The organism is Streptomyces sp. JL2001, assembly GCF_050917515.1.
In the GTDB taxonomy this organism is placed as follows: Bacteria; Actinomycetota; Actinomycetes; order Streptomycetales; family Streptomycetaceae; genus Streptomyces.
Window position 1 is genome coordinate 7,414,668 of record NZ_CP169421.1, and the last position, 20,251, is coordinate 7,434,918.

Sequence of the window (20,251 nt, forward strand, 5' to 3'; positions counted from 1 at the left end):
CGCACCGTACGGCGGACGGCGGCGGCCGGTCAGCGGCGGCGCCTGGTGCGCCGGACCTTCAGCTCCTCGAAGCGGGGGACGTCGCCGTCGAGGATCCGCTGCCACGCCCGCGCGAACAGCTCCGCGGCCGGCTCGATCGGCACCAGCGGGCCCAGGACGGGACGGCTGCCCGACACCGGCCCGTACATCGGCAGCTTCCACCGCTCGACCGGCAGCACCGGGGCCGACTGCTCGGCCCACGCCCCGGGCAGGAACAGCGCGCGCCCCGCCCGGGCCCGGACGGCCGACACCACCAGCTCGGTGTCCGCCAGTTCGGCCCGGGCCGCCTTGACGCGCGCCGGCTTCCACCCCGTCCAGCGCGCGGTGTTGCGGTCCGTCGGATCGGGCATGGCCAGCAGCATCAGGTACAGCGTGGCCGCGTCCGCTCCCAGTCCGCGGGCCTCGGCGACCTCGGCGACCAGCGCGGGCACCGAGCGCGACGGATCCTGCGGCCACCACAGGCCCTCCGCGTCCGGCGCACCGGCCGCGGGCGCGCCCGGATCGGCCAGCAGCCGCGCGAACGCCGGGTCGTGCGCCCGGCGCAGCGCCGCCTCGGCCTGCGTCGGCTGCTGGTCCTGGCCGCGCAGCGCCGCCAGATACGGATCGGACCCGGTGGAGTCGAGCAGCGCGGTCCGCAGCGCGGGCTCGGGCTGCCCGTCGTGCGTGGCCATGAGCACCGCGCCGTACCGCTCGTGGTCCGGCGCCGTCTCGGTGGGGGTGCCGGCCACCTTCCGGAAGTCCGCGAGGCTCGTGTAGCCGCCGGCGGACAGCAGGAGCCCGGGTGCCGCCAGCCGCTGCCGGACGGCGGTGAGCGCCCCGGGCAGGGCCGCGCGCACGGGATCGCCGGCAGGCAGCCGGTGGGCGAGCCAGGCCGTCAGACCCATCGCCCCCGCCAGCACCGACGTGGTGAACGGGGCCTCGGTCGCCACCACCGGCGCCGGCCGGTCGCCGCTGATGTGCCACTCCACGTCGACGCTGAGCTCCGGGGCCGACGCCGGGTCCAGCAGAGCCGGCAGCGCCTGATGGACGGCCCAGCCGCTGCGCGTGGCCCGGGCGGCCTCCCCGGCCAGCCAGTCGGGCACCCGCCGGCGGCGCCCCACGCGCGCGTTCCACACCGCCGCCGCCGACGCCACGTCCGGCCCCTCGGTCCACAGCAGCGCCGGATCGTCGGGCACCAGCGCCGCCACCACGGCCTGGCGCACCTCGACGGAGAGCGCGCGCAGCTCGTCGCGGGCGTGTCCGGCCTCGGACACCTTCAGCCCCAGCGTCTTCCGCAGTTCCGTGGGCAGGAAGTTGTTCTGCCAGCTGTCCACCTCGGGCATGCCGGCGAGGACGAGCCGGGACAGCGCCCCGGACGCGCCGGTGAGCCGGCCGAACTCCTCGGCGGCCTCCGCGACGAACGGAGCCGCGCCCCGGGCGGTCGCCTCCCGCAGGAACCCGGCCAGCCAGTCGGCGCCGCGCCCGCGGTCACCCACCGGCGACTCGCCGCGGACCGTATAGGGACCGGGCACCTCGAACCGACCCTGCGGGTGGTACAGCAGCGCCCCGAACTCACGGCCGTCGTCGACGTTCGTGCTGTCCTCGGCGAACCCCAGCACCGCTCCACCGCCCAGCGGCAGCACACAGCGGTGCCAGGCGTTGCGCTCCGTGCCGTCGGCGGCGTGCAGGTGCGGCGTGCCGAGGTGGACCCGGACCCGGCGCCAGTGACCGGCCGAACCCGCCGCCGAGCCCAGACCCAGCGCGTCGACCTTCCCGAGCAGGCCGAGCAGCGCCTCCCGTTGCTCGTCCCCGCTGCCGGGAGCGACCGCCCGGTAGGCGATCGCGCCCGGCTCGTCCAGCAGGGAGGTGAAGGGCAGCGCGGAGTACGGCAGCGAAGGCAGGTCGTAGTGCAGCCGTCCCGGAGGCGCCGTGGCGGACGCGTCGGCGACCGCCGACGCCAGCCCCTCCAGGAAACGGTGCGTCACATCCGAGTCGGCGCCCCATCGGTAGTACCCGGAACCCACGACGCCGTTCAGCGCCTCGCCGACCAGACGGTCGGACGGTCCCTCGGCGCGCACCTCCGCGGTCTGCGCCGCCGGGTCGAGACGGGCCGCCACGGAATCCAGGTCCTTCTGCTGCCGCACGGCGAAGCGGAGCACCTTCACCACCCCCGCGATCAGCTCGGGGGCGGAGATCCCCGGCAGCGCGGTGGCCACCAGCTCCGGAACGTCGGCCGCCCGCTCCGCCGCGGCCGCCGCCTTCAGCAGGGTGCCCGCCAGCTCCGCGTCGGCGGCGCGCAGCACGGCCGACCCCTGCGGATCCCGGGCACGCAGCGTGTACAGGTGGGACAGCGGAGGCAGAGCGGGGCCGGCCGTGCCGTACAGCTCGTTCCGGTCGCCGTCCGTCGTCGCCGTGACCACGCCGTCCGGATCGGTCAGCGACAGCGACCGCCACTGGTGGGTCACGGCACGCGGCCGTTCGTCGCCCGGGAAGGTCAGCGCCGTGATCGGCATGTCCGCGCCCTCGGGCAGGGTGACGACGCGGCCGGTCGTGTCCTCGGCGTGCCAGCCGTTGCCGGGCAGCCGTACGACGCGCCAGCCCAGCAGACCGGACGCGCTCGTGCCGAGCGCCGAGCCGTCCACCGAGGGCGCGGGCCGCACCCACGAAGAACGCGCGGCGAGCTTCGCCCCGGTGCCGTGGGGGCGCAGCGCGTCGGCGAGGAACCCGGGCAGGGAGCGCCGGCCGTAGGCGCCCTCGGCCGGGTCGTACTCGGCCCAGCCGCCGTCGCCGTGGTTCTCGCCCGCCTCCCACACCCAGTACGAGGTGCCGTCCGACAGCACCGCCCGCTCGGCGGGCAGCTTCGTGTCGCCGCTGTGCAGGACGCCGCCTCCGGAGGTCCGGCCACCGGTCGGCAGCGGCAGGCTCAGGTGCTCCGACCGCAGGGACCAGTAGTTCCCGCTGTGGGACAGGGGGAACACCGTGTCCGGCGCGGTGTGCCAGTAGCCCTGCGTCTCCTGGCCGTAGGTCCCCCAGAACACCAGCAGCGCGCCGTCCACGTAGTGGAAGCCGTACCGGTAGGAGTGGCCCGTGGGCACGCGCAGATCGTGCGTGAGCACGGTGGAGTCGGCGTCGATGACCCGCACCTGCGCGGTACTGGCCACGATCAGGTACGGCCATGCCTCGACCACGGTCAGGCCGTCGCGGTTGTTGCGCCCCGGAGCGAGCTCCGCGAGCGCCTCCTCCCACGCGGGCCAGCCGAGCTCCTCGAACAGACCGCCGCGCAGGGTGCGCGCCAGCGTCTCGCCGAGATCGGCACCGGCCGCGGCCGCCACCTCCTGCGGCGCGAGCGCGAGGGCTTCGGCGGGCAGCCACGTCAGCCGGGCGATCGCGTTCGGCAGCGCGGGCAGACCGGCCGCGACCGACGCGCGGGCGACGCCCCGCATCCACTCGGTGAGCATCGGGCGGCCGCCGGCCGTGCCGGCCAGCTTCCGCATCACATCGGCGCCGGAGGAGCCGTTGTTGTAGCTGTCGGCACCGCGCCGGAAGGCGGGACGGAAGCGTTCGTCGGCGGCGAGCGCGGCCAGGTCCCGGCGCTGCTCCCCGTTCGCCCAGTCCGACAGGTTCAGGGCCAGGTGCCGCCGGCCGCGCGAGTCCTCGTCCGGGTCGGCGACCGGGACGTCCAGGGAGAGCAGCAGATCCAGCAGGTTCGCGTCCTCGACGCCGATCCGCAGGCCCTGGCCGTCCGGCCGGGCCGCCAGGTCGGCACGCAGCCGTCCGGCCGCCCGGTCCACCAGCTCCAGCAGCGCCGGCGGCGTGGGGCGGCTGCCCCAGCCCCGGTGCCGGGCCGCGTGGTAGCGCTCGAGCCAGCCCGCGGCGCCGTCGGCGCACCGCGCCTCGGCCGGCACGTCCGCGTCGGTCAGGCCGGCGTCCGCGCCGGACTCCGCGAGAATCCCCAGCCACTGGACGCTCTGCTCCCCGTCGTCCCCGGGCGGCATGATCGACAGCAACGTGCCCCGTACCGCCGGGACGCGGCGCGCCAGGTCGACCAGCGCGGTGCGGTGCGCCTTCCACCATCCCGCGGCCGCCCGCAGCGTGGCGGGCAGCGGCAGCAGCTCGGCGACGTACTCCTGCTCCGCCTCGTTGCCGGACAGACCCGCGGCCCGGGCCAGCCGCCGCAGCTCCACGGCGACCTGGGCGGACGGGGCGAGACCGCCGGCGGTCCGGCGCACGCACAGCCGCCGGAACCGCTCGTACGCCTCCGCGGGGGCGAGCCGGGTGGCGAGCTCCTTGCCGTAGCCGGTCAGCACCTTCACGGGCAGCGCCCCGGCCAGCGCGAACTCCAGGAAGACGGCGTCGAGCCGGTCCTCGTCGACCGGCAGGCCGTGCTGGGCCTCGCTGGTGCGGGCCCGGCCGAACAACTGGCCCGCGTACGTGGCGTTCTCGACGGCGAGGAAGACCCGCGCGGCCTGCTCGTAGAAGACGGGGAGGAAGTGCGGGACGGCCGAGGCGAGTCGCCCGGCCAGTTCGTGGCAGGCGTCCAGGGCGGCCTTGGGCTTGGTCTTGGCCTGGCGCGCCAGTCGGTCCAGCTCCGGCACGACGGCCAGCGCGTGGTGCCCGTCCTCGGGGTGGTGGACCAGCACCCACTCCGGGAAGCCGAGTTCCTGTCGCTGGCCGAGGCCGACGACGGTCGCCTCGCCCTCGCGCTCCAGTCCCAGGAAGCCCGCGGCGAGGTCCTCGGCGGGGCCGAGCTCGGCCGCGGCCAGCCGGACGACGACCCGCTCCTCCCCGAGCACCGGGTGCCGGTAGGTGCGCGCGGTCAGCGCCACCGCGGAGGCGCCCGCGCCCTCGGCGTCGGCCGGGAGCACCGCCCCGGCCTTGAGCAGCTCCCTGTTGTCGGAAGCGGTCGTGCTGGTCACGCGTCCCCACCCTCTTCGATCGTGCGGCCGGCGTACAGCGCCGCGGCCATGCGCATCCCCTCGGACCAGGCCACCGGCCCGACCTCGCTCAGCCGCACCGCGCGGCCGTCCTCGTCGTGCCAGCCGAGCCCGCCGGTCTCCGACTCCCCGTCCCAGTACGGCTCGCCGATCCACACGGACGCCTCCGTGCTCCGGCCCCCGTCGCGGACCCTGCACGTGGCGTAGCCGCCGGACACCCAGTAGCCGAGCCCCGTGGCACGCGCCGCGAGACCGAAGCGGGAGGCGAACTTCCCGCCCGCGTAGTCCCGCACCTCCGTCGCGGTCCCGGGCTGCCCGGTGGCCGCCGGCCTGGCCCAGGTGGCCCGGTGGATCTGCTCCACCCGCTGGGTGATGCCGAGCTCGGCCGCGAAGTCCCGCACGTCGTCCAGGTCCGGAAGGAGGACGGGGTGCGGCAGGGTCACGGTGCGCGGGGACAGCCGTACGGTCTCGCCGTCGAGGTTGACCACCTTCAGCTCGCCCGCCGCGGTGGCGTCCCGCAGGAAGCCGACCTCGTCCGGATCGTCGCCCACCACGGCCATGTCCCGCAGCGCCGACCGCCACGCCTCGTCCGGCCACACCCGGGCGATCAGCTCGGTCGGCACCGGGAGCGAGGACACCATCCAGGTGTCCACCTGGGCCACGCACGACGCCGTGTGCCGGTCCAGCCACTCGGCGAGCCGCCGCAGCCTGTCGACCTCGGGATGGTCGCGCAACGCCTTCGGCAGCGTCTTCAACTGCCGTCCCCCGGAGCGCCGTGCGACCACACGCCCGTCCTCGAGGGTGATCTCGTACCCCTCATCCGCTGTCAGCCACGCCATGAGCCGTGCCCCTCCGCCTGTCCCGTCGGAATCCGCGCAGCTCGAACCAGGGGAACGACGCCCCTGAGCTGCGGTATGCGAGGAGACTAACCAGAGCCACTGACAACGCGTGACCGGGCCGCGGAAGGCGCCGGACGGAGGGTCAGGCCGCCGGGACCGCCCGCTGGATGGCGGTGATGACGCGGTCGAGCGCGTCCTTGCTGTACGGGTCCGTCAGGTTGGCCCAGAGCTTGAACATGAAGCGTTGCAGGACGGGCCGCTGGAGACTCCGCGTGGCGACCAGCCTCATGACCCGGGGGTGGTTGAGGGCGTGGACGACCAGGCGGCCCACGGTGAAGTAGCGCCCGTACGCCGCGCGGACGGCCTCCGGGTAGGCGAGCAGGGCCTCCTCGCGCGCCGGCGCGGTGGGCTGCGCGAGCGCCCGCGTGACGGTGTCGGCGGTCAACCGGCCGGACTCCATCGCATAGTCGATGCCCTCGCCGCTCAGCGGGTTGATCATGCCGCCCGCGTCGCCGGTGAGGAGCAGACCGCGGGTGTACTGGGGGCGCCGGTTGAGCCCGGCGGGCAGCGGCGCTCCGCGCAGCGGGGTGGTGGCGTGGGCGTCGTCGAACCGCCAGTCGGCGGGGAGGCGCGCGGTCCACTCCCGGAACAGCTGCCGGTGGTCCAGGTCGGGCTTGCGCCCGATGTGGAAACTGCCCAGACCGACGTTGAAGGTGCCGTTCCCGACGGGGAAGACCCACCCGTAGCCGAAGGGCATGTACGTCCTGCCCCGGCTGTCGCGGGTCTCCAGGTCGAGCCAGGCCTCCAGATGGTCCTGGTCGGGGCGCGGGGTCGTGTAGTAGCGGCGTACCGCCACCCCCATCGGCCGGTCCGTGCGCTGGTGGAGGCCGAGCGCGACGGCCAGCCGGCTGGACGCCCCGTCGGCGGCGACCACCAGCGGCGCCCGGTACGTGTGAGGGGCGCCGTCCCGCCAGGCGACCACGCCGCCGACGCGGCCGGTGGCCGGGTCGAGAACCGGCTGGGTGACCTTGGTCCCCTCCAGGAGGCGCGCCCCTGACTCCACGGCCCTGCGGGCCAGCAGGTGGTCGAGGTCCATGCGGCTGCGCACCAGCCCGAAGTCGGGGAACGACGCCACGCTGGGCCAGGGCATCTCCACCGTGGTCCCGGAGCCGTAGGCCCGCAGCCCCTTCGTCCTGACCCAGCCCTCCCCGCCGATGTCCACGCCCATGTCGACGAGTTCCTTCACGGCGCGCGGGGTGAGGCCGTCCCCGCAGATCTTGTCCCGGGGGAAGGTGGCCTTCTCCAGCAGCAGGACGTCGTGCCCCGCGAGCGCCAGGTGGTGGGCGGCGCTGCAGCCGGCGGGTCCCGCGCCGACGACGATGACGTCCGCCGAGTCGCGGTGGGGAGACGGGTCCATGGGTTTCTTCCTCTGCTGGGGCCGGCATGAGGTGCGGGGAACGGCTCCCCATCTGTACCCAGGTCCGACGGCTTTGATCACCGCCGGGGGAGGGTTCTGCCCCGGCAGCCGGCCACCGGCCGCCCGGACCTGCTCGGGAAGGCCGTGTCACGGACCCCTCGTTCGGCCGGACGGGGGAGGAACCGTCGCCCGCGACGGCGGTACGTGAACCGGTCGCGCGGGGGCGGGGAACGGTACGGCCGGCCGACGGCGCCGGCGGGGGAGCGGGGCCCGTCCGCGGCCTCGCGGGACGCGACGCCGGCAGGTCGCGGACAGGACCTAGTCGCCGACGGCCCGAGGGATGCCATCCCGCGCCACGCTGCCCGCTCGACGGCACGACCTCTCCTTCGACGGCCGTGAAGTGACCCTCGTGTCACGGTCGTTCGGGCGCCGACGGGCTCCGGGCCGCGGGGCGTCGTCCACCGGTACGAGACGTGGCGACCGGCCGGCTTCCCGACCGTGGGCCCGCCCGCTGGCGGCTCCTCCCCGCACCCCGGATGCGTGCCCTTCTCGTGAAGACGCCGTGAACGCCGCCGTGTTGTCGTGTGCGCGTCCGAAGGACGGCCTTGTGTGCGACTGCGACGCCTGGGAATAGTTCGGCGGGTCATCCTCCGTACCCGGACGCCCCACATCGTCCTGGCACGGCCCCCCACAGGAGGTCACTTTGAAGCACCGTCGCATATCCCGGCGAAGGATCGGCGTCGCGGGCGGAGCGGTCGCCGCGCTGGTCATCGCCGGAGTCACGTTCCAGAGTGCGAACGCAAGCGACAGCACCGAGCAGTTCTCCGTGAAGGCGCTCAGCGCGCCGGCCGCCGGGACGCTCGCCCGCTCCCTGAAGGCCGATCTCGGCACGGCCGAGGCGGGCTCCTACTACGACGCCGACGCCAGGGCGCTGGTGGTGAACGTGGTGTCGGAGGACGCCGCGCAGGCCGTGCGCGAGGCGGGCGGCAAGGCCCGCGTCGTCGAGCACAGCCTCGCCGAGCTGACCGGCGCGCGGAAGACCCTGACCGACAAGGCCTCCATCCCGGGCACCTCCTGGGCCACTGACCCGGTCAGCAACAAGGTGATCGTCACGGCCGACCGCACGGTGGCCGGCGCGAAGCTCGCCGAGCTGCAGAAGGTCGTCAAGAGCCTCGGCGCCAAGGCGGAGCTCAAGCGCAGCGCGGGGCAGTTCAAGCCCTTCGCGGCGGGCGGCGACGCGATCCACTCGGGCGGCGGCCGCTGCTCGCTCGGCTTCAACGTGGTGAAGGACGGCGCGCCGCACTTCATCACCGCCGGCCACTGCGGTCAGGCCGGCAGCGAGTGGTCCGACTCGGCGGGCGGCGCGGCCATCGGCTCGATGGTCGACTCCCAGTTCCCGGGCAACGACTTCGCGCTGGTGAAGTACGACGGGGACACCCCGCACCCGAGCGAGGTGAACCTCTACGACGGCACCGCCCAGCCCATCACCAAGGCGGGCGACGCCACGGTCGGCATGCAGGTCAAGCGCAGCGGCTCGACCACCCAGGTCCACGACGGCGAGGTCACCGCACTCGACGCGACCGTGAACTACGGCAACGGCGACGTCGTCGAGGGGCTCATCCAGACCACGGTCTGCGCCGAGCCGGGCGACAGCGGCGGCTCGCTCTTCGCGGGGGACGCGGCGATCGGCCTCACCTCCGGCGGCAGCGGCGACTGCTCCTCGGGTGGCGAGACGTTCTTCCAGCCCGTCACCGAGGCGCTCTCGGTGTTCGGCGCCCAGATCGGCTGACAGCGGCAGCACGCAGCACGGAGTACGGCGGGACCGTCCCTGGCAGGGGCGGTCCCGCCGCCGTGCGCCGGTGCACGCCACGGGCCGGACCGTCGTTCACGTGCGCCCGCGCGCTTCCGCACGCCCCCACTGGAGGGATGACGGGACGTCGGGGCGCCCGTGACCATGGACTGCTGCCAACGACCGGGCAGTGGCGACGACGGGGAGGCCCGGCAGCCGTGGGGAGGGACGGAACCGTCGACGACGCGCGACCGGCCCCCGAGGGCAGAGGCCCGCCAGGCCCGACGCCCGCCCGCCACGCCGGCGCCTCCACGTCCGCCTCGGTCATCCGGACCGACGCGGTCATCAGGGGGAACGCATGGGACGACGCTGGCTGGTGACGGGATGCTCCTCCGGACTCGGGCACGCCCTGGCCGATGCCGCGGCCAGGGTCGGCGACGAACTGGTCGTCACGGCCCGCAAGACCGCCGACCTGGAGGACCTGGCCGCCACCTGGCCCGGCCGCATCGTCCCCGTTCCGCTCGAACTGCGTGACGCCGCCTCCTGCGAGGAAGCGGTCCGCGTCGCGGCCGACCGGCTCGGCGGCATCGACATCCTCGTCAACAACGCCGGCATCGGACTGTTCGGCGCGGTCGAGGAAGTCTCGGACACCGAACTCCGCGACCAGCTGGAGATCCTTCTCGTCGGCCCCTGGAGACTCAGCAGACTCGTCCTGCCGCTGATGCGCGCCCAGGGACACGGCCACATCCTCAACGTCTCCTCCGTGGCCGGCCGCATCGCCTTCCCCGGCCTGGCCGCCTACGTCGCCGGCAAGCACGCCCTCGAAGGCATGAGCCAGGCGCTGGCCGTCGAGGCGGCCCCGCACGGCATCCGCGTCACCGTCCTCGAACCCGGCATGTTCGCCACGCGCTACGGCACCTCCATGACGGAGTCGAGCCACCGGGTCCCGGCGTACGACGTCACCAACCGCGAGATGCTGGAAGGCGCCCGCGCCCTCGCGGACAATCCCGAGACCGGCCGCCCCGAGGACTTCGCGGCGCGGGTCCTCGGCATCGTGGCCACCGACGGCCCCACGCCCCTCCGCGTCCCGGTCGGAGACGACGCGTACGGCTATCTGGAGCTGGCCGAACAGGCGTCCCGGGAGGAGTTCGCCGCGGCTCGCGCGCTCACCGGCGGGCCGCTCCCGGCCTGACCGCGCCTCCGCCGAACCCCCCGCGGCCCGGTCTCCGCGGCGGAGGACCGGGCCGCGGGCGGTTCAGCCGAAGTCGGGAATGGGGTGCTCCGGGGAGAGCGCCGCGGCGATCCGCTGGGTGATCGTCTGGGCGACGTGGCCGCCGGGCGCCTTCGGCCCGTTCGTGGTCGAGACCGCGATGGCCAGGCGCTCGGACGGCAGGTACGCCTGGGCGGCCGCGTAGCCGAAGAAGAGCGGGTGCTGCGCGATCCAGTCGCCGAGGACGAGCAGGCCCATGCCGTAGTGGGTCGCCTCGGTGTTCGGGAGGCACACGGTCGACGGGCACGTGCTCGTCGGCCGGCCCAGGCCCACCGTTCCCGGGTTCAGCAGCTCCCGGTAGGCGGACGGGGAGAGCAGCTCTCCGGAGCCGATGGCGGCAGCCGAACGAGCGAGGTCGCAGATGTCGGTCGTCTGCACCGCGCCCGGAGCCGTGGTCCACGAGGGGTTCCAGAAGGTGGACTCCTCGTACGTCCCACGGTCGGAGGCGAAGGCGTGCAGCACGGGAGCCGGGATGTCGGGCGTGAAGCTGTTCCGGGTCTCGCGCAGCCCCAGCGGACCGAGGACCTTGCGCTGGAGCAGCACGTCCAGACGGGTTCCGGTGATCTTCTCCAGGGCGGCGCCGAGGAGGACGAAGTTGGCGTGCGAGTAGCTCCAGTTGGTACCGGGGTCGTACCAGCGGGGCTTGCTGGTCGAGATGCCCACCAGCTCCTGCGGCGTCCACTGGCGGAACGGGTTCGCCACGACCGCCTTCCCGAACGCGGGATCCGGGACGTAGTCGACGAGTCCGGTGGTGGAGGCGCCGAGCATCCGGAGGGTGATCTGCTCGCCCTGGGGAAGATCGGGCAGCCAGCGCGCCACGGGGTCGTCGAGGTCGACCCGGCCCTCGTCGACCAGCCGCAGGAGCGCGGTCCCCATATAGCTGATCGCGATGTTGCCGTTCCGGAAGTGCATGGCGGGGTCGGCGGGGACGCCCGTCATCGACTCGCCGAGCGCGGTGGTGACCACCTCGCGGCCGCCGACGGTGACCCGCACGATGACGGACTCGAGGTCCATCTCCGCCTTGGCCCGCTGGGCGATGCGCAGCACCTCACGGGCGGGGCCGGTCTCGGGGATCCGGGAGCCGGCGCAGTGGCGACGGTGGTCACCCTCGCTCGCCGCGGTTCCGGCTGTCGCGACCGGCAGGACGAGAGCGATGACGGCGCCGATCGAGGCGAGGCGGGGGAACGATGACAGACGGACGGGTCTCATGGCCGGAGTATCGAGCGCGACCGCACCGTCCGCCTGCCCCACACCCGTCGACCCGCGTGAAGATCACCCGTCGGGCCCGTGCCGGCCGGGTCAGCGGACCCGGAGCGTCGCCATCATGCCCATGGCCGAGTGGTCGAGCATGTGGCAGTGGTACAGGTAGTCGCCGCGGTAGCCGTCGAACGTGACGTGGAGCCTCACCGTCTCGCCGGGCGACACCCGCACCGTGTCCTTCAGACCCGCCTCACCCGGCGCCGCGGGCCGTCCGCCGCGTTCGAGGATCCGGAACTGCACCAGGTGCATATGGAAGTTGTGCGGGGTGCGGGTGTTGGTGTTGGTGACGTTCCAGATCTCGGAGGTCCCGAAGGCCACGGTGGTGTCGATGCGCGCAGGGTCGTACATCTGCCCGTTGAGGAAGGCGTGGGGATCGGGACGACCGTCCTCGTCCATGCTGAGGACGATGTCACGGGTGACGGTGGCGGGGGGCAGGTCGGCTGCGGCCGGCAGGGCACGCAGCACCGCGGGGACGTCGCTGGGGTCCTCGGCCGTGCGGACGACGTCGAACCGGAGGACCTGACCGACCCGGTCGGCGGGCCCCGGACCCGAGTTGGCGAGCACCAGGCGGGTGCCGACGGGGTACCGGGAGAAGTCGACGACCACGTCCGCCCGCTCGCCGGGCGTCAGGGTGAGGACCGGCACGGTGACGGGGCGCTCCAGGAGGCCGCCGTCCGAGGCTATCTGGGTCAGTGGGGTGCCGTCGGCGAGCCTGAGGGAGAAGAAGCGCAGGTTGGAGCCGTTGAGCAGCCGGAAGCGGTACTTGCGGGCCGCCACCTCGAAGTAGGGGGTGACCCGGCCGTTGGCGAGGATCGTGGTGCGGTTCCGGTCGCCCATGGCGTACACGAGCCGGCCGTGTTCGTCGAAGCGGGCGTCGCGGATGGTGATCGGGACGTCGTACTCGCCCGTGGGCAGGGGGAGGTTCTGCTCGATGTCGTCGGTGAGCAGGTAGCTGCCGGAGAGTCCCCGGTAGACGTGCTCGGACTCCATGTGGTGCGTGTGGTCGTGGAACCAGAGCGAGGCGTGGGGCTGACCGTTGGGGTACACGTACGTCCGGGAGGCGCCGGGGCCGAAGACGTCCATGGGGTTGCCGTCGCCCTCGGGCGGGACGCTCGCGCCGTGCAAGTGCACGGTGACCGGCATGTCGAGGCGGTTGTGGTGCACGACGACGACCGGGCGCCCGGAGCGGGCGTGGATGACGGGACCGGGGAAGTGACCGTCGTAGGTGAGGACGTCGGTGGCGGTTCCGGGCAGGATCTCGGCGGTCGCCCTGCGGATGGTCAGCTCGTAGAGGTCCTGCCCGCCCGCGGTCGAGGCCGGGCTCAGTACGGCCGGTACCGGCATGGCCGTGGTGAAAGGCGCCACGCGACGGGCCTCGCCGGTGCCGGGCGACGGCCGCGCGCCCGCCGCGTGCGCGGTGCCCGCCGATGCGGCGAGCGGGGCGAGAAGCGGAAGTCCGGCTGTGGCGAGGGCCCCACCCAGCACGCTGCGACGGGTGACCATCGGCTTCCTCCCGGTGTGTCGATGTGTCGGTGGTGTCCGGACCAGGGCGGTCGGCCATCACGTCCGACGGGCGAGAACCGCGTTGATCCAGGTCTAGCCGAGCGCAGGAGGAACGGCACACGGGCGGGCGGCGGCGCGCACCACGAGTCCGGCGCACACGGGCGAGCCCCCGCCCCCGGACCGGAGGCCGGAGGGCGGGGGCTCGCCCGTGCCACGGCGTGGGCCGGCCGGGCCGGGAACCGAGGGCCGGGTCCTGCCGGAGCGACGCGACCGCACACCCGTACGGTCGCGCCCGGCGAGCCGCGCGAGTCGACCGTTGCGGTGAACCCGCACTCCGGTCCCCCCGCACACCCGCCCGGTGGCGGGGGTTCCGCCGCACGGGTCACGGTGCGGGACCCTGGTACACCCGGCGTGACGTCACGACACCAGGCCGGCCCCCTCCAGCTCGGTCAGGCGCACGGTGCACAGACCTCCACGCTCGGCCTTCACCTCCGTCACCTTCAGCTGCGTACCCGGCGCGAGGATGTACTCCTCCTCACCCGTGAACGCGGAGAACCGCCGGATGCCCACCGCCCGCGCGGGCGTCACCTCGAACAGCGTCCGCCGGCCACGCCCGCCGAGGAACGCGCGGGCCACACCCAGCTCGGACGTGCACGACGAGACGCCCCACCACGTCACCGTCCGCCCCAGCGGGTACTGGGACCGCAGATCCAGCGCCACACCACGCCACAGCGGCCGCGTCTGCGCCGGCAGCGCCTCCATCGCCGAGAACAGCAACCGCAGGTACGGCAGGTACGGCACCACACGCTCGCGATCCGACGAGCGCAGTACGGCGTTGATCTCGCGGTAGAAGCCCGACTCGCAGGTGTACAGGTAGAGGGCCGAGATCGCGTCGGCCGACAAGGCGCCCACGGCCTCGCCGGACGGCGCCCCCGCGGCCGCCGCCTCCGTGGCCTTCGTCTCGCCGAAACGGCTCGACAGGTCGATGTGCCGATCCAGGTGCGCGATGACCCGCGACACCGGCTCGACGGCCTTCCGGAAGTCCATCAGCGGCGTGTCGAACACCCCGGTGACGGGCGGCAGGACGAGGCCCTCGTCCTTGACGCTGGTGAGCCGCTCCAGATACAGCTGGTGCAACTCCATCGTGGACGCGATGAACGCCCCCATCCGCTGCGCGACACCACCGTCCGCCGGCCCGCCGCTTCCGCCCGTCCCCTGGTCCCAGCCCTTCCGCGGCAGCCAGTCGACCGGCTCGGCCCCCACCGCCGCCAGGGCGTCGTTCACCTGGGCGAAGTGGTCGCCCTCGCAGAACAGGTCCCCCTGCGCCGCCGGATTGGCGTGGTCCAGGTGGCGGACCTGCACCCCCGGGTACTTCTTCTCCAGCCGCTGGACGACCCTCTTCAGGCTGCGGGCGTGCGCGCCCCACCAGGCGAACACCACCCCCCGGTCGTCCTCCTCCGCCGCGTCCTGCTTCGCCCGGAGGATCTCCTCGACGATCTGCTCGGCCACGGGGCGCCAGAACGACGTGTGCCGATCGGTCGCCATCGCCCCGTCCGCGCTCGCCGTGAGGGACGCGTTCAGCAGCAGCACGCCCTGGGTGAGCATCGCCTGGAACCATTCGGGCGGCTGCACCGTGTCCTCCTTCTTCAGGAGGGCACGGACGTCGGCGATCGGAGTCTTCTTGACGATGCCGTACTTCCACATCGCGGCCGCCTTGATGAGGCAGCGGATGCTGACGACCCTTCCGAACTGGCTGTCCTTCCAGTCGTTGAAGGTGTTGTCGAACATCGCGATGCCGGTCGCGCTCTCCGCCCGCGGATAGGGGTTCTGTCCGAAGACGACCACCTTCCACTTCTCCGGCGGATGCGGCTTCAACGCCTGGAACGTCAGCTCGCGCACCGGAACGACCTCCGGGCTGCGCTTCGGGCCGATGAAGTCGGCGGCTCCCGGCTGCGCCTCGATCACCGGTCCGAGGAGCGGCAGCCACGGCTCGCCGCCACCGGTGAACAGGTCGGCCAGTCCCAGCGGGTCCCCGGCCGGGGACCCGGCTTCGTCCGCGGCCGTCACGTCGACATCACTCACGAGGGTGGAACTCCCGGTACTCGAACCGGACGCCTCCACGGGCGCCCCGGCATGCTGAACGGATGCGGCAGGGTCGTCGCCGGTGTCCGCGCCCTGGGCGGCACCGGTCTGCGTGGCATTCGGGTCAGTGACGAAAGGAAGGCCGCTGCGGCACGTTGATCCGGACCCGCCGCGCGGACCCCGCTCCCTCGATGTCGTCGAGCTGCCCCAGTACGGCGGCCCGCAGCTCGTCGTAGTCCGCGAAGCCGTGGTCGTGGAAGAGGGTGTAGCCCGTCCACATCAGGTTGGCGCACACCTTCGCGGGCACCTGCCCGGTCTGCGCGCCCATCCCGACGAGGGCCACCGACCGGATGCTGCCCGGCTTCGCCCGGTTCTGCAGATGCACCGCCTGGAAGGCGGCCGCGCAGGCCAGCGCCACGTTCATCGTCTCGCTGACGTTCTGCGACGACTGGCGCATGGTCGGCGTCGAGATCAGGTACCGGGGTACGTCCGCCCCGGACGGGACACACACCGCGCTGCCCACCGGCAGGCGTCCGCCGAACCGGTCGCGGATCGCCCGCTGCACCCGCACCTGGATGCCCGCACCGAGGTACCGCTTGACGACGGCGTCGACGCCACCGTCCATCCGACCCCGCTCGTTGGTGGGGGAGACCCAGGCGTCGGCGTCCACATCGAGAAGGGAACCCCGCCTGATCTCGACCTCCGGCGTGTCCGCGAACGCGGACCGCCAGGCCGTCACCACCTCGTCGTTGACGTCGACCAGGACCACGCTCAACGCATGCCTGACACCCACGAATTCACCCCTCTCACCCCGTGATCTCGAACAATCCCGAAGCTATCGCGCGCCACTGACAGCGCCGTTCGACAAGGTTGTTCGAGCGGGGGAAGAGGAGCGGGAATCGTCGACGAGCCGTCAGGAACCCGCCGCCAGCATGGCGACACCCGGCCCGGAGAGCTCGTCCAGGGCCACCCGGCGCCCCGACACGGCGAGCAGCAGGGAAAGGGCGGGACCGGTCGCCTCCGGCCCGGTTCCGATCGCCAGGTCCGTGTCCGTCGCCGTCAGGCGGACCCGGTTCAGCAGCTCCTTGGCGCCACCGAACGACGCGGGCGTACGGGTCTGGAGGAGGAGGGCCCTGACCACGACCTGCGTCGGGTAGGGGCGGTTCAGGCCCAGGGGTCGGCGGATGTCCTCGCCGTGGACGACCTCCTCGACGAGGCGGCTGTCGAGCGGGGCCGGCGGGGTCGAGGTCCGTGTCGCCACCCGGCGGAGACGGCGCAGCGTCTCCCGCGGGTCGGCCCCCCGTGCGCGTTCCACGCCGACGGCGTTCTGCCGGTCGAAGTCGAATCGCGCCCGGGCGAGTCCGACCACGAAGCCGATGCGCGTCGTGAGGGCCGTGTCGACCAGATGGGCCGCCACGTCGTGCACGGTCCACCCCTCGCAGAGCGAGGGTTCCCGCCACCGGTCGTCGTCGAGCCGGGCCAGGTCCTCGATCAGTGCCGCCCGCTCGGCGTGCACCATCGGCCAGACGTCCTGTGTCACGGCTACTCCTTCGTCGGGGCTGGTGTTCCACCAGACAGGACTCCGGGCGCCGCGCGGACTCATCGGCCGGCACGGGACGAAGGCGCACGCGTCCGCGGCGCCCGGCCGCCGGGACGGGCCCCGGGGCGCGCCGGCCGACCCGGGAGGTCGCCGGGCCGCCGCGCCTCCGAGGAGACGCGGCGGCCCCACACCGGCACGTCACGAGGACGGCGTCGGCTTCTCCGGCGCCAGGGAGTTGCCCGCGGGGATGCGTCCGCAGTCGGACGGGGCCGTCCTGCCCGCGAACCGGTCGTTCAGCCAGCCGAGCGCGAGGGGAGCCCAGGCGACCGGCACACCCGTGTGGCTGAGCAGCCCGAACTGGCTGTACCTGATGGCCGGGTTGCCGGTGGCGCAGTACTGGCGGGCGAGGGCCCGTACGTCCCCGGCGACCATGACCCCGTCGCCCGTGCCGATGCCCGGGGGATCGGCGAAGGTCCCCTCCAGGACGCCCGCGTCGCCCTGGGCGATGTAGCCCGGGACGGTCGGTGTGGGGGCCGAGCCGAGGTTGATCCTGTTCATCGCCTCCACGAACGCGGGAATCGAGTTCGGGTCGGCGTACTCCGGCTTCGCCATCTTCTTCCAGGTCAGCCCCGGGTAGCGGCCCAGGGCGTCGACGATCGAACCCTGCTCCAGCTCCTCGTAGACCTCCAGTCCGTAGCCGCTGAGGTACTGCTTGAGGTCGATGTCGTAGGAGCGGGACACCCCGATGACCGCCATGGGGATGACACCCGACCACGACAGCGAGCCGTCCACGTACCTCAGGTTGTGCGCCGGGTCCACGAGCAGACCGCCCTGGGCGAAGCCCACCAGGCGGCGGTTGACGTCCGGGGCGTAGCCCGGCGCGAGCGCGGCCGCCCAGTTCGTGGCGATGGCGCCACCGGAGTAACCGACGAGACCGAACGCGGTGGCGGAGCCGAGCCCCGTCTCCGCGGACCTGGTCGCGGCGCGGATCGAGTCCAGCGTGTTCGTCCCGTACTCGGGCCCGGCGGCGAAGTCGGCGCGCTGCCCCTCGGTGTCGGGGATGACGAGGTCGTAGCCCTGGGTCAGCAGCGGCACCAGGACGAGGGCCTCGACGTTCGGGATGAGGCCCCCCAGGGTGACGTCGCCGGCGATCGCCCGGGACGGCCCGTCCTCCGGGTCGAGCGAGTCGTAGAACGACTGGTAGGACACCGCCTTGGTGCCGTCGCCGGAGGGGCTGCGCACCACGGTGGTCACGTTGGCGGCCGGCCGGCCCTGCGCGTCCGTCGTGCGGTACAGCAGCTGGATCGCCCGCACCGGTGTGGGAAGGCCGAGCAGGTGGTACTGCAGCGTCCGCGACGCCAGCACGGTGCCCGGCGTGAACGAGGACAGGGGCGTGCTGCCCGTGTAGGAGTAGAACGGGTCGGCCGCCGACGCCGTGGCGGGCGCGGCTTCGGCAGCGGTCACCGGCGCGGCCCCGGCTGCGGGGGCGGCGGTCATGGCCGCCGCGGCTCCGGCCGCGGCGAGGGAGATCAGTCGAACGGCAGCCTTGTGCATGGCCCCTCGATTCATGGAGTGGGGGTGACGGGGTCTTACCGGGTGCGCCGCACCGGTACGGCCGGCCGGGGGCGGTGGGGAACGCCGCGCGGCGAGGACGGTGGGATCCCGGACCGGGCGTCTCGGACGCGGCCCGCGCGCGGGCGTCCGGCCGGGGAGTGATCGCGCGCGTCCGGACGGGAGGTGATCGCCCGCGTCAGGTGCCGGGGCATGGCGGTTCTCCTGTCCGAGTCACGGTGCGCGGGTGCGGCGGGGGACGGGTACGGCGTCTGCCAGCCGTGTCTGGTGGTCCACGGACCTGCCGTGTTACCAACTGGTAGCGAGCCGGAAACCATGATGGCGGCGGTGCGGGACCGCGCCCCCGGTCCACGTGACAGAGATTCGTGAGGTGGATTGTGACCACGCACAACGACCTGGAGCGCGACCCGACACCGCAGTTCGGCGGCATCCCGGTGCACCGACGGCTCCTGGCCGCCCGGCCGGGCCTGGAGTCCGCCGTCGTCGCCCGGCTCGTCGAGCAGCTGCCCGTCTACGGGACGCTGCCTTCGGAACAGCTGCGGGGCGAGATCGTCCGGCAGGTGGCGAACGGCATCCGGAGCTGCGCCGAGGTCCTGCGTACCGGCGAGCTGCCCGGGGAGACCGAGCAGGCCGAGATCCGGGAGTCGGCGGCCCGGCGCGCCGACGAAGGGGTGCCCCTGGAGTCCGTCGTCGGCGCCTACCACCTCGGTGCGGAGGAGTGCGCCGCCCAGGTGCTGGCGGCGGCCGAGCCCGGCGACCTGCGCGACGTCCTGCTGGCCCAGCGCCGGCTGCTCGCCTATCTGCGCCTGGTGAGCTGCGCGGTCGCCGCCGGATACGTCCAGGAACGGCAGGCGGCGCTCGGCGACCGGCAGGTGGCCCTCCAGTCGCTGCTGTCCAGGCTGCTGGAGGGCGGCAGCCCGCACGCCGAAGCGGCCCGTGCCGGCATCCACCTGCCACCCTGCTACCTGGTTCTGAGCATCGGTCTGGGACCGCACCCGGACGAGCTGCTGCCCGATGTGAACACCGGCGTCGCCGTGCGTCGCAAGCTCCGGCGCCTGCGCAACGAACTCCAGCGCCAGACCACCGGCGTCCCGCTCTCCGCGCTGTCCGGGGACGGCGGGCTGGTACTGATCCCGCACCAGAGGCCGGCCGCCGAATGGGGCGCCGTGGACCGGGAACGGCTCTCCCGGCTGATCGACGAGCTCGGCCGGATGTGCGGAGCCGAGCTGATCGCGGGCGCGGCCGCCGCCGCACCGGAGGACGTATCCCAGGCCGTCCGGCTGGCCGGCGAGGTCCGCGAGATCGCGGAGGCATCCGGCCGCGGCCCCGGCCTCCACCTGCTCGACGACGTCCTGCTCGAGTACCAGCTGAGCCGTCCGAGCCCGGCCCGGGCCGGGCTCGCCGCACTCCTCGACCCGCTCGACGCGCGCCCGGAGCTGTCGGACACACTGCGGACCTTCGTCGCGTGCGGGCTCGACCGCCGCCGCACCGCCGCCCGGCTCCAGGTGCATCCGAACACGGTCGACTACCGCCTGCGCAAGGCGATGGAACTCACCGGCCTCGACGCGGTCCGCGGTGCTGATCTGCTGGTTCTGCAGGCCGCGTTCGCCGCGCGGGACGCCGTGCGGCAGTCGCCCGGGAGCCCGGGTGAGGGCAGGACGGTGTCGCGCGAGGCGACCGGCCCCGCTCCCGGCGGCCCGGAGGCGGCGCGCACGACGGCGTCCTGAGCCGGCGCCGGGCCGCGGAGGCCCGAACGGCATCAGCTCCGATCGGTCGGGCGTTCCTCGGACGAGGGCTCCAGGATCTCGTCGAGGACGTCGGCGACGACACGGTGGATCACCCCGTCGAGCGTCGCCGCGAAGGACTCCGACGAGTCGTCCGAGGGCACGTAGGAGGTGATCGACTCCTGCTCCCGCCGCCGCGCCCAGTCACGGGCCCGCCGGATCCGATCCAACAACTGGGCAGCGTCCATGTCCGTCATGGCCACATGATCCGGGGCCCCCGGCCGGTCCGCCTTCCGGCGCTCC

Annotated in this window: 13 protein-coding genes; 3 read left to right on the forward strand and 10 right to left on the reverse strand. The window is 73.8% G+C overall.

The features are described 5' to 3' along the window. Positions 1–29 precede the first annotated feature (29 nt). The 3 genes from ACE1OA_RS33215 to ACE1OA_RS33225 form a co-directional block, all read right to left on the reverse strand. Positions 30–4,934, reverse strand: coding sequence for a DNA-binding protein (locus ACE1OA_RS33215; protein WP_384873147.1), 4,905 nt, complete (start codon positions 4,932–4,934; stop codon positions 30–32). After that, positions 4,931–5,791, reverse strand: coding sequence for a DUF4132 domain-containing protein (locus ACE1OA_RS33220; RefSeq protein WP_432753864.1), 861 nt, complete (start codon positions 5,789–5,791; stop codon positions 4,931–4,933). Before ACE1OA_RS33220 ends, ACE1OA_RS33215 begins: the two co-directional genes overlap by 4 nt. A 142-nt stretch (positions 5,792–5,933) precedes the next feature. Further along, positions 5,934–7,208 carry a geranylgeranyl reductase family protein gene (locus ACE1OA_RS33225; protein WP_356601508.1) on the reverse strand — a complete coding sequence of 425 codons (1,275 nt, stop codon included), beginning with the start codon at positions 7,206–7,208 and terminating at the stop codon, positions 5,934–5,936. Positions 7,209–7,911: 703 nt separating this feature from the next. Here ACE1OA_RS33225 and ACE1OA_RS33230 point away from each other — a divergent pair. Then, positions 7,912–8,997 (forward strand): S1 family peptidase, encoded by a 1,086-nt coding sequence (locus tag ACE1OA_RS33230; RefSeq protein ID WP_356777041.1) that lies wholly within the window; start codon positions 7,912–7,914, stop codon positions 8,995–8,997. A 358-nt stretch (positions 8,998–9,355) separates the two neighbouring features. Then, the gene (locus ACE1OA_RS33235) at positions 9,356–10,189 is read left to right on the forward strand and encodes an SDR family oxidoreductase (protein ID WP_432753865.1); all 834 of its coding nucleotides are present in this window, start codon (positions 9,356–9,358) and stop codon (positions 10,187–10,189) included. Between the two features lie 63 nt (positions 10,190–10,252). Here the strand turns inward: ACE1OA_RS33235 and ACE1OA_RS33240 are convergent, their stop codons facing one another. The 6 genes from ACE1OA_RS33240 to ACE1OA_RS33265 form a co-directional block, all read right to left on the reverse strand. Continuing rightward, complete coding sequence (locus ACE1OA_RS33240) at positions 10,253–11,476, reverse strand: serine hydrolase domain-containing protein (protein ID WP_432753866.1); 1,224 nt, start codon at positions 11,474–11,476, stop codon at positions 10,253–10,255. A 90-nt stretch (positions 11,477–11,566) separates the two neighbouring features. Continuing rightward, positions 11,567–13,030 carry a multicopper oxidase family protein gene (locus ACE1OA_RS33245; protein ID WP_384873134.1) on the reverse strand — a complete coding sequence of 488 codons (1,464 nt, stop codon included), beginning with the start codon at positions 13,028–13,030 and terminating at the stop codon, positions 11,567–11,569. Between the two features lie 417 nt (positions 13,031–13,447). Next, positions 13,448–15,112, reverse strand: a complete 1,665-nt coding sequence (locus ACE1OA_RS33250) for an ADP-ribosyltransferase domain-containing protein (RefSeq protein WP_384873132.1) — start codon at positions 15,110–15,112, stop codon at positions 13,448–13,450. 124 nt (positions 15,113–15,236) lie between these two features. Continuing rightward, positions 15,237–15,905: a macro domain-containing protein gene (locus ACE1OA_RS33255; RefSeq protein ID WP_356601502.1), complete on the reverse strand. Its 669-nt coding sequence runs from the start codon at positions 15,903–15,905 to the stop codon at positions 15,237–15,239. Positions 15,906–16,025: 120 nt separating this feature from the next. Further along, positions 16,026–16,631, reverse strand: a complete 606-nt coding sequence (locus tag ACE1OA_RS33260) for a maleylpyruvate isomerase family mycothiol-dependent enzyme (protein ID WP_356601689.1) — start codon at positions 16,629–16,631, stop codon at positions 16,026–16,028. A 219-nt stretch (positions 16,632–16,850) separates the two neighbouring features. Continuing rightward, positions 16,851–18,206, reverse strand: a complete 1,356-nt coding sequence (locus ACE1OA_RS33265; protein WP_432753867.1) for a lipase family protein — start codon at positions 18,204–18,206, stop codon at positions 16,851–16,853. A 395-nt stretch (positions 18,207–18,601) separates the two neighbouring features. Here ACE1OA_RS33265 and ACE1OA_RS33270 point away from each other — a divergent pair, with 395 nt between their 5' ends. Continuing rightward, entirely contained in the window at positions 18,602–19,951 is a 1,350-nt protein-coding gene (locus ACE1OA_RS33270) for a PucR family transcriptional regulator (RefSeq protein ID WP_356601500.1), read from the forward strand. A 32-nt stretch (positions 19,952–19,983) separates the two neighbouring features. On the opposite strand, the gene ACE1OA_RS33275 is transcribed toward ACE1OA_RS33270, so the two are convergent. Next, positions 19,984–20,205, reverse strand: coding sequence for a hypothetical protein (locus ACE1OA_RS33275; protein WP_356601499.1), 222 nt, complete (start codon positions 20,203–20,205; stop codon positions 19,984–19,986). Between the last annotated feature and the right edge of the window lie 46 nt (positions 20,206–20,251).

What these genes read in the sequence shown, in the direction of transcription:
- ACE1OA_RS33225 (WP_356601508.1), bottom strand. Translation starts at nt 7,208, where the DNA reads ATGGACCCGTCTCCCCACCGCGACTCGGCGGACGTCATCGTCGTCGGC.
- ACE1OA_RS33260 (WP_356601689.1), bottom strand. Translation starts at nt 16,631, where the DNA reads ATGGTGCACGCCGAGCGGGCGGCACTGATCGAGGACCTGGCCCGGCTC.
- ACE1OA_RS33240 (WP_432753866.1), bottom strand. Translation starts at nt 11,476, where the DNA reads ATGAGACCCGTCCGTCTGTCATCGTTCCCCCGCCTCGCCTCGATCGGC.
- ACE1OA_RS33265 (WP_432753867.1), bottom strand. Translation starts at nt 18,206, where the DNA reads ATGCACAAGGCTGCCGTTCGACTGATCTCCCTCGCCGCGGCCGGAGCC.
- ACE1OA_RS33235 (WP_432753865.1), top strand. Translation starts at nt 9,356, where the DNA reads ATGGGACGACGCTGGCTGGTGACGGGATGCTCCTCCGGACTCGGGCAC.
- ACE1OA_RS33220 (WP_432753864.1), bottom strand. Translation starts at nt 5,791, where the DNA reads ATGGCGTGGCTGACAGCGGATGAGGGGTACGAGATCACCCTCGAGGAC.
- ACE1OA_RS33275 (WP_356601499.1), bottom strand. Translation starts at nt 20,205, where the DNA reads ATGACGGACATGGACGCTGCCCAGTTGTTGGATCGGATCCGGCGGGCC.
- ACE1OA_RS33245 (WP_384873134.1), bottom strand. Translation starts at nt 13,030, where the DNA reads ATGGTCACCCGTCGCAGCGTGCTGGGTGGGGCCCTCGCCACAGCCGGA.